Origin of the sequence: Lysobacter hankyongensis, from assembly GCF_039543145.1 — a bacterium.
Classification (GTDB): domain Bacteria; phylum Pseudomonadota; class Gammaproteobacteria; order Xanthomonadales; family Xanthomonadaceae; genus Lysobacter_I; species Lysobacter_I hankyongensis.
The window spans coordinates 391,548-406,261 of sequence record NZ_BAABJE010000010.1 but is presented as its reverse complement, the minus strand read 5'-3'; the positions used below and the strand labels follow the sequence as shown (position 1 = coordinate 406,261).

The window sequence follows — 14,714 nt, the reverse complement described above, 5'->3', positions numbered from 1 at the left end:
TTTCATGCGCGATTTCGCGCGACGGATGTTGCGCCGCAACATTTTCGATGTATGGTCGCGTCCGGGAGGCAACACCGCACTCGCGCCATCAGAAGAACGCGGGGCATCAGCGACAGGAGTCATCGACATGCACGAGCTCGATATCGAGATCGCGGGCATCGACACCGCGAACCGCGGTTTGCGTTCGGATCCCGTTCCACCGGAAGCGCCGCGGCTCGCGCACCGCGCCGCGAACCGCATCGGCGTGGCGCTGCAGCGGGTGTGGCACGCGGACATCCGCTTCGCCCGCAGCGGCGCGCAGCGGATGTGGCTGGCGCTGGCGTCGCTCGCGGGCATCGCGCTGTGGCTGTGGCCGCAGGACATCGTTTCCGACATCGGCGCGTTGACTGGCGCGGACGCGGTGCGCGTGTTCTACATGGTCGCCGATCTCGGTCTGGCCGATGTGGGCGGCTCGATGGCGCGCCTGCTGCTGTGGCTGGCGGTCGCGCGCGCCGGTTTCGTGATCCTGGTCGGGCTGCTCGACATGGCGCTGTACGAGCGCATCACCGGCAAACCGTTCGACTGGGAATCGATGATCAACGTCTCGATCGTCAATGCGATCTTCATCGCGCTGGGCGGCCTGGCCCTGCTGCACCTGCCCATCGACGCGGCCATGCAGGCATACGATGCCCTGCTCGCGCGCGTGCCGACCCTGATCGATCTGCACGGCGCGCCGGCGCTGGTGCTGGCGGCCCTGATCGGCGACTTCTGCTTCTACTGGTCGCATCGACTGTGCCACGGCAACCGTTTCTTCTGGTATCTCGGCCATATCTATCATCATCGCAACCGCAGCCTGTCCCAGCTCACCACGGCGATCGAACCACCGTTCAAGCTGCTGCAGGCGTCCGGCGCGCTCTCGCTGCTGCTGTTGCCGCTGCTGTCGAAGCTGTTCACCACCGACATCGCCTCGGCCGGTATCGCGCTGGTGGTGTTGATGCTGATCGACACCTGGACCGACCCTTCGCATTCGCCGGCGATGTACCGGCTGGAGTCGAAGTCGAAGGCGCTCAGATCGCTGCGCCTGCTGTTCGTGACCGTCGGCGTGCATTTCATGCATCACGCCCGCGAGAGCGAAGGACCGCACGGCACCGGCTGCAACTTCGGCGCGCGGTTGACGCTGTGGGACCGGTTGTTCGGCACCTACGTCGAGCCCACCGCGCACATTCCGGACACCGGCCTGTTCGATCCGCATGCAGATACCTGCGTGAATCCGGTGCGCTACCTGCTGCTTCCGCCGCTGCGCATGGTGCTTGAGCTGCGCGCGAACCCGCTGCGGACCTGGCCGAAGATCCTGTTCGCGCACACGTCCTACGAGCCGCCGAATCGCATCGGCCTCAGTCATTGAACGCGATCGACCACAGGAGACTCGTCCCATGTACGACCGCGCACTGATCGACCGCACGCTGCTCGCCATCGCCATCGCGTCCACCGCTCCCGTGTCGCCGGCGAGGTCCCCCGTATTCGCTCGGCTGAAGGCCTGGCTGCGGCGCCGCCTCACGCCCGCTTCCGCCCCACGGATTGGCGAACAGCCGTCGGGTTGATCGCGACCGCCCGACGGCGGACGCGAGCGCCGCCGTCGGGTCGCGCGCAGGATTCAATCCTCCAGCGCGAGAAAATGCCGCATCCGCGCCAGCTCCGCGTCCAGTCCGGCGCGGAACGCGGCATCGCGCGGCGCGCGTTCGTCGATGTACCCGAAACCGCTCGCGAGCGCGCCATCGCGCACGCTCAGGTTGCCCCAGCCGATCACGCGATCGCGCCACAGCAGCGGCAGCGCGTAGTAGCCGAGTTTGCGATTGGGCGCGGGCGTGTAGGCCTCGAAGCGGTAGGTCCAGCCCCACAGGATCTCGAAGCGCCGGCGGTCCCAGACCACCGGATCGAACGGCGTGAGCAGGCGCACCGCGTCGTCGGGCTTCCAGCGCGCCGCGGCCGGGTGCTCGCCGCTCGGCCAATACCAGTCGATGCCGTCCACGCGCGCCTGGCCGAGGCGTTGCTTCGCACGCGTCAACGCCGCCGCGCGCTGCGCCTCCCACTGCGGCACGCCGCCGCCAAGGAACCGGACGAGCTGCGCCAGACTCGGCGCGGGCAGGGGCGCGTATTTGCCCACGATAAGGTCGATCAGCGCATCCATGCGCGCGTTGGCGGTGTCGGTGCTGATCGGCTTGGCATCGGCGATGCGCGGCGCATACACCCGCGTGCCGCCTTCGCGATACGCCACCCGCAACATCCCGCGATAGTGCATGGCATCGAGCAGCTGCGTGCTCGCGTTCGACGAACCGCCGAACCAGTTTGTGACCTTGCCGTGCGAGAAGTGCGCATCGACTTCGCGCGGATGCGCGGTGCCACGCTCGGCGATGAAGTCCAGCACCGCATGCGCCTGATTCCACTGCGCTGGCGTCCACACCGCACGCGGCGTGCGCGGATGCATCAGTGCGTGATGCGCGCGCGGCAGAAAGCCGTAATTGACGAAATAGTCTTCCTCGATCGGCAGCTTCGGATACAGGCGTTCCAGATCGCCGGCGCGATAACCGGCGACGCGGTGGCGCAGGGTCAGATCCTGCGCCCGCGCCGGCGCGCGGATCGGATCGGCCTGCACGAACCCGAGCCGATCGATCGCCCGCGCCAGCGTCTTCGGCTTGAACAGGGTGCGCGCCACCGCATGCCGGCGCAGATGATCGAGCGTGATCGCCATGAGTGATCCAAGCCGTGGACGCGAACGCGCAGTGTGTGCGATCGCGCCGTGGCTGGAAAGGCAGGGCGGGCGGGTGCGGCCGCCGCACCGTTCGCCCGAAAGCGGGTGCGCCGGTCTTCGATCCCCCAACTTCATTCCGGGCCGCCCCGGGCGCATCGCGATCCGGAACTCGCGCAACGCTTCGCGCGTTGCGCGCCTCCTGTGGAGACCATTGTTGGAACAGGAGGTGTCCCATGCTTCGCCGCTTTTCCCTGCCGCTGCTGCTCGCGCTGGCATCGCTCGCCGTCGTGGCCGGATTCCGGTCGGCCAACGCCGCCGACGAGGTCTTCGTCACCGCCGACGGCGCCATCCGGGGTTACGACCCGGTCGCCTACCACACCCAGGCAAAACCCGTTCCCGGCCGGGCCGACATCACCCTGACCTGGAACGGCGCCACCTGGCGCTTCGCCAGCGAGGCCCATCGCGCTCTGTTCGCGGCCGATCCCGAGCGTTACGCCCCGCGCTACGGCGGCTTCTGCGCCTACGGCACCTCGCGTGGCTACAAGGTCTCGACCAACCCCCAGGCCTTCGCGATCGTCGACGGCAGGCTCTATCTGAATTACAGCCTGCCCGTGCAGAAGACCTGGAACGAGGACCGCCCCGGCCATATCCGCAGGGCGGACGAACAGTGGCGCATGCTCGAACATGCCGCATACGAAACCGGCAAATGACGCTGCCCCGCAAGGTGTATCGACCGCAGGCGTCGAGCGCCTTGCCGTCCCCCGACGCCTCCGGCCCCGTTCGGCGCTGGTGTAAACTCGCGGGCTTCGGGGAAGGAGGCGAACGATGCTGGAGACAAGGATTGTGCTTTCGGGGCTGTGGGTCGCGACGATGCTGACCTATCTCTGGGGCGACGTGCTGCGGATTCTGGCCGGCCACGTGACGCCGGGCATGCTCAACGAAAAAACGCCGGGCACCGAGAAAATCTGGCTGATCGTCGCGGCGATCATGCTGGTCCCGATCTTCATGATCGTGCTGAGTCTGATACTGCCGTATCCCGCCGCCCGCTGGACGAACATCATCGTCGCCGGCATCGTGATCCCCTTCAACATCATCAGCCTGCCCTACAAGGGCGCCTACGACAATTTCCTCATCGGCGTCAGCTTCATCTTCAACGTGCTGGTGATCTGGTACGCATGGCGGTGGGTCGTCTGATCGATCCCGTGATCGGTGGTTGCGCCTGATTGGGGTCCGCGTTGTGCGCCTGGCGGGGCCATCAGCCGGGAGCGCATCGTTCGCGTCGTCAAACAGTCGGCGCGGCTCCCGGTTCTCCTGCTCATCCCGTTTCGTGTTCCATGAGATAAGCGAGCCAGGCAGGGTCCTCGGCCGCCAACGCCGCGAGCCGGCGCTTTTCGGGGACGGGCAGACGCTTGAACCGGTACTCGTTCGACAACGCCTCGCCGCGGCTCTCGAAGACGAATGCGCCGAGCAGCCGGATGGGCTTCCGCATTTTCGTGAACCGCGCACCGCGACCCGCGCAGTGTGCGTTGAACCTGCGCAGGGGATCGATCGCCGTGCCCGTGTACAGCGTGTCGTTCTCGCACAGCAGAAAGTAGACCCACGTTTTCATTGATTCCCGCTCATCGATTCCCGCTCATCGTTTCCGGATTCCCGGCGGCGCCGTCATCGGCGGCGGCATGGCCATCGTCATCCGGCAGCTTCGATCACCGTGCAGGTGAAGGCGCGCTTGTCGAGCAACAGCCGCAATCCGGGAAAGCGCAGCAGTGCGTAACGTTCCCGGTCGTGCGCGCGCTGCATCGCCTCGCCCATCGCGAGCGGCGCGCCCGTGCCGCCGTCGAACGCCGTGCCGGCGAGCGCGCGATGCGCGTACAGCCAGCCCTCCCATTGCCCCGGCGAAGTGCGCAGGATCGACGCGAGCCGGTCGTGGATCGTCTGCAGGGTCGCATCGATGTAGGCCGTGCGCTCGCGGCCATCGGGCGCGATCGCCTCGTGGAACACCAGGTCGAGGCTGCCATCGGCGCGACGTCGGCAGGTCGTCGGCACCACCGGCGCGCCTCCGGCATGCGAGAGATAGGCGATTCCGGAACGCACCGCGAGCGTGCGGCCGAAGAACGACACCGGGCGCAAGCGCTCGTCGCCTTCGCCGGTGCCGGCGTTGCCATCGGCGTACAGCACCAGCGCCTTGCCGTGCCGCAGCGCCCGCATGCCGACCAATACGCTGTTGCGGTTCTCCGCATCCACGATCTCGAGCCTTCCGCTCCAGCCGCGGGTCTCCCGCGCACGCTGCACGGCCTGCAGGAACGACGCTCCCTGTTTCATCAGCGTGCGTCCGGAGACGAACAGCATGCAGTCGACGCCGCGCGCGGCGAGCGCATGGAACAGAAACTTGTAGGAACCGAGGTGATAGGTGCAGAAGATGCGCGGCGTGCCGTTCGACCATGGCAGGTCGCCGCAGCGGCTGTCGATGCCGGTGACGCGCAGCAGGTCGAAATCGTTCTGGTCCAGCGCGCTCATGCGCTGGTGAAACAGGATTTCGCGGATCAGGCGACGGCAATCGGCGCCGTCCAGGTCGGGAAGAAAATGCCGCAGGTTGGCGTCCGCGATGTGGAAGGCGTTGGCGAACGCGTGATCCCGTTCCGGCGGGTGCGTTTCGTTCGCGTCGATATCGAGCGTCGCCAGTTCGGCATCGATCCGCGCGATGACGGCTTCGGCCTGCGGCGAAAATGCGAACACGTTCATGCGCGCGTGGCTTCGCGATCCATGCATCGGGATGTCCCGGGACCGGGGTTCATCCGGCCCCGGGACACCCGTTGTCGCACCGCTCGCCGGCTCAACTCTGGCTCGGGCAGTCCGGATTGCCTACGCACTCGCAGCAGTAATAGAACGCGCGCAGGAACGCTTCCTTGTCCGGAAGCAGCGCCTGCAACTGCGCATCGAGATCGTTCAGGCAGAACTCCTGCTTCGTATTCCGGGTATCGCTCATCATCGTCTCCATACGGTTGGCCTGGATGGTCGCCCGGCCCGTTGCGGACCGGTCCCCGATCCTCCTTTCGGGGGTCGGCATTGTCAAGCCGATCGGCACGCAACGGAGACACGTTTGACTCACGGAACATCGTCGTGGGTTCGACGTCGATCTCTTCGGCCTGCGCCATGGTCAGGTTCCGTGTGCGAGCAAACCAATCCGCCGGAACCACATTTCCAGCGGCACCGTCACCAGCGGCGGCACGGCTGCCAGCAGGGCCAGCGTCCATGCCCACCAGGGCCAGCGCAGACGCATGGCCGACAACAGCGTCACGATCACGTAGAACAGGAACGCCGCACCGTGCAGGCGACCGAACAGCCACACACCGACATCGGTGGTCTGCGTGCCGTATTTCAACCACATCCCGATCAGCAGACCGGCCCAGGTCAGGCCTTCGGCGAAGGCCGCGATGGCGAACAGACGCCCGGCGGGCGACAGGGAAGACGACATGCAGGAACTCCAGTGGGGAATGCCGCGATGCGATGGCGGCGGCGACGCCCGCTGGCCTGCATAGTCTAATCGGCGGCCACTCGGATTCGGTCGGGCGAGCCTGCAGCGATCATGGGATCAGGCTCACTTCTTTCGAAATGAACCTGACGCCATTGGTTGGCGTGCGGCAACTCGTAGGGGGGTGGTGAGCGCAGCGAACCCCGCCATCGTTGATGCAGGGGCGATGGCATCGAATCGTGCGCGCAAGCGTTTCAAAGACGGCATCGGCCGATCGATGCGCCGTTGCGGTCGGGTTATCTGCGCTCACCGGCCCCCGACGGATGCATTCTGCGCGTTGTCGTACAATCGACGACCCCAGCCCATTGTTCGCTGGCAGGAGTACGCACCATGTCCCAGACTCAAACCGGCACCGTCAAGTGGTTCAACGATGCCAAAGGCTTCGGCTTCATCACCCCGGAGAGCGGCCCCGATCTCTTCGTCCACTTTCGCTCCATCCAGTCCTCGGGCTTCAAGAGTCTGCAGGAAGGCCAGCGCGTCCAGTTCATCGTCACCCAGGGCCAGAAAGGCATGCAGGCCGAGCAGGTGCAGGTGATCTGAACCACATGACGCGTCGCCCGGGTAGGCCCAAAGCGCGTACCCGGGACGACGAGTCGAAGCGAAAAGGATCAGGTTCATTTCTTTCTTCTGCCTGAAATGAACCTGGCCTTGTCCGGGCGAGTTGCGTCATGAGCCCGGATCGGGCGTGACCTGCGGATTGCCCAGCAATGTCTCCATCGGAGGCAGGGTCTCCAGCCGCACCGCGTGCTTCAGCCCATTCTTCAGCCGGCCAGGAAGGTCATCGATCGCGCAGGCCTTGCGCAACGCGGCTTTCAGGGTCGCGATCTGTATGGGACTCAGCGTGCTCTCGGTCTCCGCACCGAAGACGGGAATCGAGCGGCTGGTGTAGGTCGCAACCGGTGCCGTCGTGCCGGGTGCCGGCGTGTAGCCTGGCAGCGCGCTCTTCACGAAGTTGCCCATGAAATCGAACGTGTTCTCGCTTGCGGCATGGGCGCGGTCTGCGCGGTAGGCAAGCAGACGCGTGCCTTCGGCAATTCTGCCGTCCGATTCGATGCGGTATGCGACGTTGACGCAGCCGTAGCGCAGTCGTGTTCCTTTCAGCGTCAGCAGGTCGATATCCTTGTTGGGATTGAGCACGATCCATGCCGTGTGCAGATCCTGCTCGGAGCGGACGACGATTCTCTCCCTGCCTGGGTTTGCGGCGAGCGCCATGCCGGCAACCAGGGCCAGCGGCGACAGGGAAGCGAAAGACGAGAGAAGTGTCCGCATGGGTGTTCTCCTGATCGAAGCATGCATCATCGCAGCTCGGACCACCGGGTGGGCTATGCCGCGTGCAGGTTCGCAGGCAACCCCCTTTTTTGGACAAGGCCTAGTTGTCCGTCCAGGCGCTCTTGCGATGCCGCTTGCCGCTCACGGGGTCGATCTGCCGGGTGCACGCGATCTCATTGCCCGGCGTTGGCATTTCCACGATGTCGATGGTGAACAGACGATGGAACATGTCGTCGTCCACCTTGTCGATGAGGGTCGATACCCGGGCATATGTCCTGCCGCCTGCATCCACGTTGAAGGATCGGGGTTCCATCGTCGTGTAGCGATTGCTGAGCTTGAGCGCGATGGTGTGCGCCCCTGGCGGAAGGTCGATGGTCATGCAGGCGCCGTTCGGAAGGACGGGATACTCTTCTCCATCGATCACGATTGCCGGCTTGATGCCGCCATTGGTGAAGTACTTCGGGCGGCTGATGTGCAGGGTGCCGGTCCGGGAGTTCTCTTCGTCATCCGCAGCCGGAACGGCCAGAGGCAGCAGGAGCAAGGCGATCGCAAGCGGGCGGTATGGCATGTCATTCGGTGGTCATGGCGGTGGTCGGAATCATCCGACAGCGGGCGCAGTCGTTCAATCAGGCCCTTCCGCCGTTCGTCGTCTCTCGGCAGCGATCCAGGCATACCGCGCCGGCTGCAGACCGTCGGGTGGTGGTGAGCGTAGCGAACCCCACCGTTGGCCCCACATCGGTGGCGCTACCGAACCGCAAAGGCACGCGTTTCAGTGCTTGCATCGACGGATTTTTCTTCGCTTCGTTCTGTTGGGGTTCGCTGCGCTCACCACCCCCTACGAGTCAGTTTTTGCGCGTTAATCGCTTGCCTCCCAGATTCAGCCGATTGGGCTCAGGCCTCACGCTCCGAGAGACGATGCCATCCCATCACGCAATCAGGCATCCAGCGTGCGATGTGGGGCCGTTTTCCCGGCATGGATGCTTCCTTGCGGTGTGCATGAAGCCCACTGCGGTGATTGTTTCCGCCAAAAAGTAACCCTGTCCTCATTCCCCCCTCGCTCCGCTTAGCTCTGCCTCTGATGGCCCGTCGCCACAGCGGGTATCAACAATATGTTTCATATTGTTGCAACATAAAAAGAAAGTTGGTAGGTTTCTGTCCATGGGGCATCCATGACGGTGGCGTGCATGGCGCCCGAAGGGACGGGCGTCTGGAACGCCCCATGATCGGAAAGGCAGCGGGGAAAGCAACGGAACATGTGTTCTCATTCCATTTTCAGGACAGGTCGCCGCTTGTGGCGCAGGGCCCGGTGCAAGGGCCGAACGGCAGAGCGGATCGCGCCGATCATGCAGCCGGGTCGCTGTGGACGCGCGGTTCACGTGCGTCTGTCGAATACACGCGGTCTCAGGCGCTGCGATTCTGCCGGCGCAGACTGTGCGCGAGCGGTTCGTGCGCCGCATTTGCGCGCCTCCATGCATGCCCATCCGGCAGCCTGACGCAGCATGCGAAGACGCAAGCGGTGGTCGCTGCTGGATTGGATCGAGAATGTCGCGAAGTTCTGGATGTTCGTGATCATGTGGTTGTACTGCTGATCATTCCGTAGGCGTACCCGGATCGATGTATCGACCTCTGTCGAGGAGAGCGTTCAGTGGACGAGTCAAAACACGGTGAAGACACCATGAAGAGCGATGCGATGAAAAGCAGGGCGATCGATCTGCTGGGGAGAGGGTGGCGCAATCGACCGATGCGCGCGCGCTCGTTCATGGGTTTGCTGATCGCTGCAGCGGCGGTGGCCCAGGTCGCGACCGGGCCCGAGCCGCAGTTCTGCTATCAGGGCGCGACGCAGCAGTGCGCGAATACGCTCGACAAGGCCGAACAGGCGATGCGTGCGGATACCGTGCATGCCCCGGTCGCGACCCTACTGGAACAGGCGGAGACGAACGTCATTCCGGCCCAGGAGCGCGCCGAGTACGTGTATCGCGTGAAGGATCAGCCGGGCACCCTGTATACGGGAGGATTCACCGTCGATGCGGTCGGCAGCGATGGCGACCTCATTTCCGGCGGTCATGGCTGCGCCCGGGGCAGCGATCCGAATCTGCCCAATCTGTGCGCCGACGAAAGCGATCTGGTCGCCAGGGCCGTCGACAAGTATCGCGCGCTCCATCCGACCTGCACCTTCGGCGGTGCGAGTCTGGCGACCGATCTGCGTGTCTCTCCCTACAAGGCGGTGGATGGCATGCAGAACATTTCGCAGGCCACGCACGGGGTCGTGAATTACGGCCATCGCCGCTACATCACCCGGTTCAGCTGCGAAAGCGGCAGCGCCGGCGCGTTCCATTTCATGATCCGGCAGGAAGCCTCCTTCACCTGTCCGTCGCGGTACGACCGGTTGAGCGATATCGTGTCCAACGATGGCATCGGCGACCTCACGCTGCCGGTCCTCTGCGCGTACAACCGCGGGTCCGTCCGCATCAGCGGTCCGATACAGCAGTGCGCGAGCTGCGAGGCCAGCGACTACCCCGTCTACCCGGCCACGGGCGAGAAGGTCAGGGCCGAACCGGACTTCGAGTTCGCAGGCCATACCTTCACGCGTTACTACCATTCGCTGCGCCAGTTCCGGAACAACATCGGTTTCGCGGAGGGCTGGACCCATACTTTCAGCGATCGTCTGACCGGCACCAACGGCAGCAGTATGGCCGCGATCGTGGACGAGACCGGCGCGTACGAAGGCTATGCGCCGTTCGCGTCCAATCGCCTGCGTGGCGTCAATTCGACCGATCACGTGCTCGAATACATCGCGTCCGGTGCGGTCCGCTGGCGCCTGCGCTCGCCGGACGGCGAGGTTCGGGAATTCGACGTCAACAGGATCCTGACGGCGATCCGTCACCCCGACGATCCGCGTCTCGACGTGGTCCTGGGCTATCGCAACGGCCTGCTCGCCACCGCGACCGATGGACAGGGCCGCGTGCTGCGATTCGAGTACAACGCCGCCAAGCTGATGACGCGCGCCGTACTGCCGGATGGCGCATCCGTCGCCTACGGTTACGATGCCGACCGCAATCTGATTTCCGCCGACTACGGCAGCGGCCGCATCAAGCGGTATCACTACGCCGAATCCGGGCTGATCGGCGATCCCAGCCAGCGCCATCACCTGACCGGCATCACCGCCGAGACCGGCCGTCGATTCGCCTCGTTCCGTTACGACGACCGCGGCCGCGTGATCGAGAGCCGGGCCTTCGGCACGCCGAACAACGTCACCACCGTCGTTTACGACAGCGAGACCCAGGCCACGGTGGCGGCCGCCACCGGCGAGCAGCGGATCTACACGATCGCGCCCGGCCTGTATCGGCGCATCACCGACGTGAAGACCGCCGGTCAGACCGCGAGCGACGCGCAGGTCTTCGATGCGCAGGGTCGACTGCAGCGCCAGACGAACCGGCTCGGCGAGCATACGGACTACGAGTACCACGCCACCGATGCCTATCTGTCCGCGGTGATCGAAGCGGCGGGCACGCCGCAGCAACGGCGTACGGAGACCGTCCGCGATCCGGCGACCCATCGCGTCACCGAACAGCGGACACGCGATGCTGCCGGTGCGCTCAAGGCGCAGACGACGTGGACCTACAACGGCCGCGGCCAGCCGCTTACGACGACCGAAATCGATCCGACGACCGGTGCGACCCGCACCACGACGATCGCCTATTGCGAAGCGGCGGATGTCGCCGCGGGGGTCTGTCCCCTCGTCGGACTGGTGTTGAGCGTCGATGGCGCCCGCGACAACGCTCTCGATGTCGCCGATGTCACCCGCTACGAATATCGCGATGCCGACGAACCCGGTTGCGCAACGGCGCCCGCGACCTGCCTCTGGCGCAAGGGCGACCTGTGGCGGATCGTCGACGCCAAGGGCCAGATCACGGAACTGCTGGCCCACGACGGCGCCGGCCGGATCCGATCGATCCGCGATGTCGCCGGCGTCGTCACCGATGTCGAATACGACCCGCGCGGGTGGCTGGTCGCGCGCAAGATGCGCGGCACCAATGATGGCGGCGAGAACGACGACCGCATCGAGCGGATCGAGTACACCGTCGACGGACTGGTGCATCGCGTCGTCCAGCCGGACGGCGTGTTCGTCACCTTCGGCTACGACGACATCCAGCGGCTCACGTCGATCACCGATCGCGACGGTCATCGGATGGTCTACACGCTGAACGCGGCCGGCGAGCGCGAGCGAGAAGACATCCGCGATGCCGGCGGTGCGCTGCTGCAGACCGTCTCGCGCACCTTCGACACGCTGGGACGCCTGCAATCGGTCGTCGATGCCGACGACCGCAGCACCGTGTTCGGCTACGACGCGGAGGGGCGGCTCAAGACCGCCACCGATCCGCTCACGCGCCGCGACGATCGCGACTACGACCCGCTGGGTCGTCTTGTCCGCAGTCTGCGCAACGCGACCAGCACCGCCGAATCGGCCGAGACGCTGTATCGCTACGATGCGCTGGACAACATCACCCGCATCACCGACCCGAAGGGGCTGCATACCGACTACCGCTACAACGGTTTCGGCGAACTGGTCGAACTCGACAGTCCGGACACGGGCCTGACGGGCTATACCCACGATGCCGCCGGCAACACCACCGGCCAGATCGATGCGAACGGCAAGTCCACGCAGTTCCGCTACGACGCATTGAATCGCCTGAAAATGGTGGATTACGCCGCGGCGGTTCCGGATGAGCCGTTCGCCTACGACACCGCCATGGGCGACTGCGCGGCCGGCGAACAGTACGCCGCCGGGCGCCTGGGCCGCATCGCCGACGCCAGCGGCAGCACCGTGTTCTGCTACAACCGCTTCGGCGATCTCGTCCGCAAGGTGCAGCGCACCGGCAACCGCACCTTCACCCTGCGCTGGGTGTATCAGGCGGATGGCCGGTTGCAGAAGATGATCTACCCCGGCAGTACCGAGGTGGATTATCGCTACGACGCACAGGGCCGCGTCGCCGAGATCGGGGTGACCACCGGCGGCGCGCGGCAGGTGCTGTTGAAGAACGCGACCTACCATCCCTTCGGCCCGGTCGCGCGCTGGGTGTTCGGCAACGATCTCGAACTGCGCCGCACGCTCGACCGGAACGGCCGGCCGCTGGCGGTGGAGGACGGCCCGGAGAACGGCGCGGGTCTCGGCATCGCGCTGGGCTATGGCTTCGATGCGGTGGGCAACCTCGCGCAGCTGCGCAGCGGCCGCTCGCCCAACGCTACGGTTCAAACCTACGGCTACGACGGCCAGGATCGTCTGGCCGAGGCGAAGGACGCCAACGCCGTCGTGCTGGAGAGGTACGGCTACGACCGCACCGGCAACCGTCTGACGGCGGGCCAATGGGTGATGACCGACGCCGGCGGCGGCCCCGGCGGCGGTGCGCCGACCTACGCATTCCAGACCGCGAACTACGGCTACGCCAGCGACAGCCATCGCCTGCTGGATGTCGGCGGCGAGCCCCGCGCATACGACGATGCCGGCAACCTCACGCAACAGGGCGACCCCAACGCCCCGGGCGGTCCGCGTCGCCGGTTCGGCTACAACGACGCCAATCGCCTGAGCGCGGTCTGGACCGGTGCGCCGATATCCAACGGCACCGACCCGCCGATCGATACCGTGCTGGCGACCTATGCCTACAACGCCCTGGGCGAGCGCGTGCGTCGCACCGTCTACGGCGTCGACACCTACACGCTGTACGACAGCGACGGCCGCTGGCTGGGCGACTTCAACGGCACAGGCCAGCCGGTGCAGATGGCGATCTGGCTGGACGATCTCCCGGTGGGCCTGTTGACCGGCAGCAACCCCGGCCAGACGCTGCACTACATCGAAGCCGATGCGCTGGGCAGCCCGCGCGCGGTGATCGACCCGCAGCGCAACGTCGCGGTCTGGCGCTGGGACCCGCTGGGCGAAGCCTTCGGTCGCGATCATCCCGAGGAAGATCCCGACGGCGACGGCCTCGTCTTCAACCTCGACCTGCGCCTGCCGGGCCAGCAGTTCGACAGCGTCACCGGCTTCCATTACAACTACTTCCGCGACTACGATCCGACCACGGGTAGGTATGTGGAGAGTGATCCGGCCGGGTTGATGGGTGGAATCAGCGGATACTCATATGTTGAGAGCGCGCCGCTGCGGCTTGTAGATCTGTTCGGGTTGGCCCCGGGTGATGTTTTTGGAACAAGAGAAGCAGCTCAAAGAGCTGCGGATAACTACTACCGTGAAATTGATTCTGATCGAGCTTGGTATGACAAGCTCATCAATGGATTTACTGACTCAGTGGCTGTGCGGCCTGCGCGCTGTGGTGGCTACACATATCAGACAGTAACGACGCTCAAAGGCTACGGGCCGGGAATTGGGAAGGCAGGTGTGGTAAGGGCTGCCAGAGCGGCGCGAGCGTTCAAGTTTCCTGCTTGGAGGAAGGTTACAGTTAACATGGAGCATGTAGCTGAGCGTCACATCATGGGTGGGGCACTCACGACTGGCAGAGATGTTTTCCCTATGATGAGTAGGAATGGTGTGATGGCAGCTATCAGACAGGCGTATGGAAATGCTAGTGTTCTGAAGATCCAAGGTGAGCGCGTATTGTTATCCGGATATTCCAAGGCAGGCTATGAAGTGCGTATGTGGTACAACAGAGCAGAGAGAACAATCGAGACTGCATTTCCGAAGATTAAGTCTAGACCAGGAAAATAATTCGTGAGCGTGTCAATTGAAATAGACCTGAAGAATCTCGCTGTTGGCAAGATGGGACCAATGACTGGCGGCATTTGGATGAGTCTCGACGGAATTGATTTTCCAGAACAGAATTGGATCGATTTCCCCGTTGTTCTTATGAGTTGGTGGGGGGCGGCATTGCGTCGGATCCTGACAGGGCAGTCCTGCGATGAAGATATAGATTTCATGGAAGGATCTTTTTCTGTGAGCGTGGTAAGACTTCCTGACAGCGCAGAACTTCACTTCAGTGCGATCAACGAATCGTTTGAGCGAAATATCGTGGCTGCGTGTCAGGAGTCAGTGGTGGCTTTCAGGGATTCATTCGTGGATTCTGCAAGGAGGTTGTTGATTCGCTGCAACGAGATGCAGTATTCGTCGAAAGATCTGAGTGATCTGCGGATGGTATTGTCGGAAATTGAAGGTTTTCAGCGACAATAGATCGCTGACTTTCG

General features: G+C 64.5%; 14 protein-coding genes. 7 read left to right on the top strand and 7 right to left on the bottom strand.

The window, feature by feature from the left end; all coding sequences use genetic code 11:
- The first annotated feature begins 127 nt into the window (after positions 1 to 127).
- Positions 128 to 1,384 (top strand): sterol desaturase family protein, encoded by a 1,257-nt coding sequence (locus ABD974_RS11550; RefSeq protein WP_345303465.1) that lies wholly within the window; start codon positions 128 to 130, stop codon positions 1,382 to 1,384.
- A 28-nt stretch (positions 1,385 to 1,412) separates the two neighbouring features.
- Positions 1,413 to 1,580 carry a hypothetical protein gene (locus tag ABD974_RS11545; protein ID WP_345303464.1) on the top strand — a complete coding sequence of 56 codons (168 nt, stop codon included), beginning with the start codon at positions 1,413 to 1,415 and terminating at the stop codon, positions 1,578 to 1,580.
- 53 nt (positions 1,581 to 1,633) lie between these two features.
- Here the strand turns inward: ABD974_RS11545 and ABD974_RS11540 are convergent, their stop codons facing one another.
- Positions 1,634 to 2,728: a DNA glycosylase AlkZ-like family protein gene (locus ABD974_RS11540; RefSeq protein WP_345303463.1), complete on the bottom strand. Its 1,095-nt coding sequence runs from the start codon at positions 2,726 to 2,728 to the stop codon at positions 1,634 to 1,636.
- A 233-nt stretch (positions 2,729 to 2,961) separates the two neighbouring features.
- Between ABD974_RS11540 and ABD974_RS11535 the strand changes: the two genes are divergently transcribed.
- Both ABD974_RS11535 and ABD974_RS11530 read left to right on the top strand, forming a co-directional pair.
- Positions 2,962 to 3,438: a YHS domain-containing (seleno)protein gene (locus ABD974_RS11535; RefSeq protein ID WP_345303462.1), complete on the top strand. Its 477-nt coding sequence runs from the start codon at positions 2,962 to 2,964 to the stop codon at positions 3,436 to 3,438.
- Positions 3,439 to 3,553: 115 nt separating this feature from the next.
- Positions 3,554 to 3,922, top strand: a complete 369-nt coding sequence (locus tag ABD974_RS11530; RefSeq protein WP_345303461.1) for a DUF6326 family protein — start codon at positions 3,554 to 3,556, stop codon at positions 3,920 to 3,922.
- A gap of 121 nt (positions 3,923 to 4,043) precedes the next feature.
- Here ABD974_RS11530 and ABD974_RS11525 read toward each other — a convergent pair whose 3' ends face one another.
- From ABD974_RS11525 to ABD974_RS11510, 4 genes are all read right to left on the bottom strand, one after another.
- Positions 4,044 to 4,337, bottom strand: coding sequence for a GIY-YIG nuclease family protein (locus ABD974_RS11525; RefSeq protein ID WP_345303460.1), 294 nt, complete (start codon positions 4,335 to 4,337; stop codon positions 4,044 to 4,046).
- A gap of 77 nt (positions 4,338 to 4,414) precedes the next feature.
- A complete protein-coding gene (locus tag ABD974_RS11520) occupies positions 4,415 to 5,467 on the bottom strand; it encodes an LpxL/LpxP family acyltransferase (RefSeq protein WP_345303459.1) in 1,053 nt (350 codons plus the stop codon).
- A gap of 91 nt (positions 5,468 to 5,558) precedes the next feature.
- Positions 5,559 to 5,711 (bottom strand): hypothetical protein, encoded by a 153-nt coding sequence (locus ABD974_RS11515; RefSeq protein ID WP_345303458.1) that lies wholly within the window; start codon positions 5,709 to 5,711, stop codon positions 5,559 to 5,561.
- Positions 5,712 to 5,882: 171 nt separating this feature from the next.
- Positions 5,883 to 6,200 carry a DUF3817 domain-containing protein gene (locus tag ABD974_RS11510; RefSeq protein ID WP_345303457.1) on the bottom strand — a complete coding sequence of 106 codons (318 nt, stop codon included), beginning with the start codon at positions 6,198 to 6,200 and terminating at the stop codon, positions 5,883 to 5,885.
- A 387-nt stretch (positions 6,201 to 6,587) separates the two neighbouring features.
- Between ABD974_RS11510 and ABD974_RS11505 the strand changes: the two genes are divergently transcribed.
- Positions 6,588 to 6,797, top strand: a complete 210-nt coding sequence (locus ABD974_RS11505) for a cold-shock protein (RefSeq protein WP_345303456.1) — start codon at positions 6,588 to 6,590, stop codon at positions 6,795 to 6,797.
- A 126-nt stretch (positions 6,798 to 6,923) separates the two neighbouring features.
- Here ABD974_RS11505 and ABD974_RS11500 read toward each other — a convergent pair whose 3' ends face one another.
- Together ABD974_RS11500 and ABD974_RS11495 are read right to left on the bottom strand one after the other, a co-directional pair.
- Complete coding sequence (locus ABD974_RS11500; protein ID WP_345303455.1) at positions 6,924 to 7,526, bottom strand: hypothetical protein; 603 nt, start codon at positions 7,524 to 7,526, stop codon at positions 6,924 to 6,926.
- 100 nt (positions 7,527 to 7,626) lie between these two features.
- Positions 7,627 to 8,094: a hypothetical protein gene (locus tag ABD974_RS11495; protein ID WP_345303454.1), complete on the bottom strand. Its 468-nt coding sequence runs from the start codon at positions 8,092 to 8,094 to the stop codon at positions 7,627 to 7,629.
- A 1,077-nt stretch (positions 8,095 to 9,171) separates the two neighbouring features.
- Between ABD974_RS11495 and ABD974_RS11490 the strand changes: the two genes are divergently transcribed.
- Complete coding sequence (locus ABD974_RS11490) at positions 9,172 to 14,241, top strand: RHS repeat-associated core domain-containing protein (protein ID WP_345303453.1); 5,070 nt, start codon at positions 9,172 to 9,174, stop codon at positions 14,239 to 14,241.
- Positions 14,242 to 14,244: 3 nt separating this feature from the next.
- A complete protein-coding gene (locus tag ABD974_RS11485; protein WP_345303452.1) occupies positions 14,245 to 14,700 on the top strand; it encodes a hypothetical protein in 456 nt (151 codons plus the stop codon).
- Positions 14,701 to 14,714: the final 14 nt, after the last annotated feature.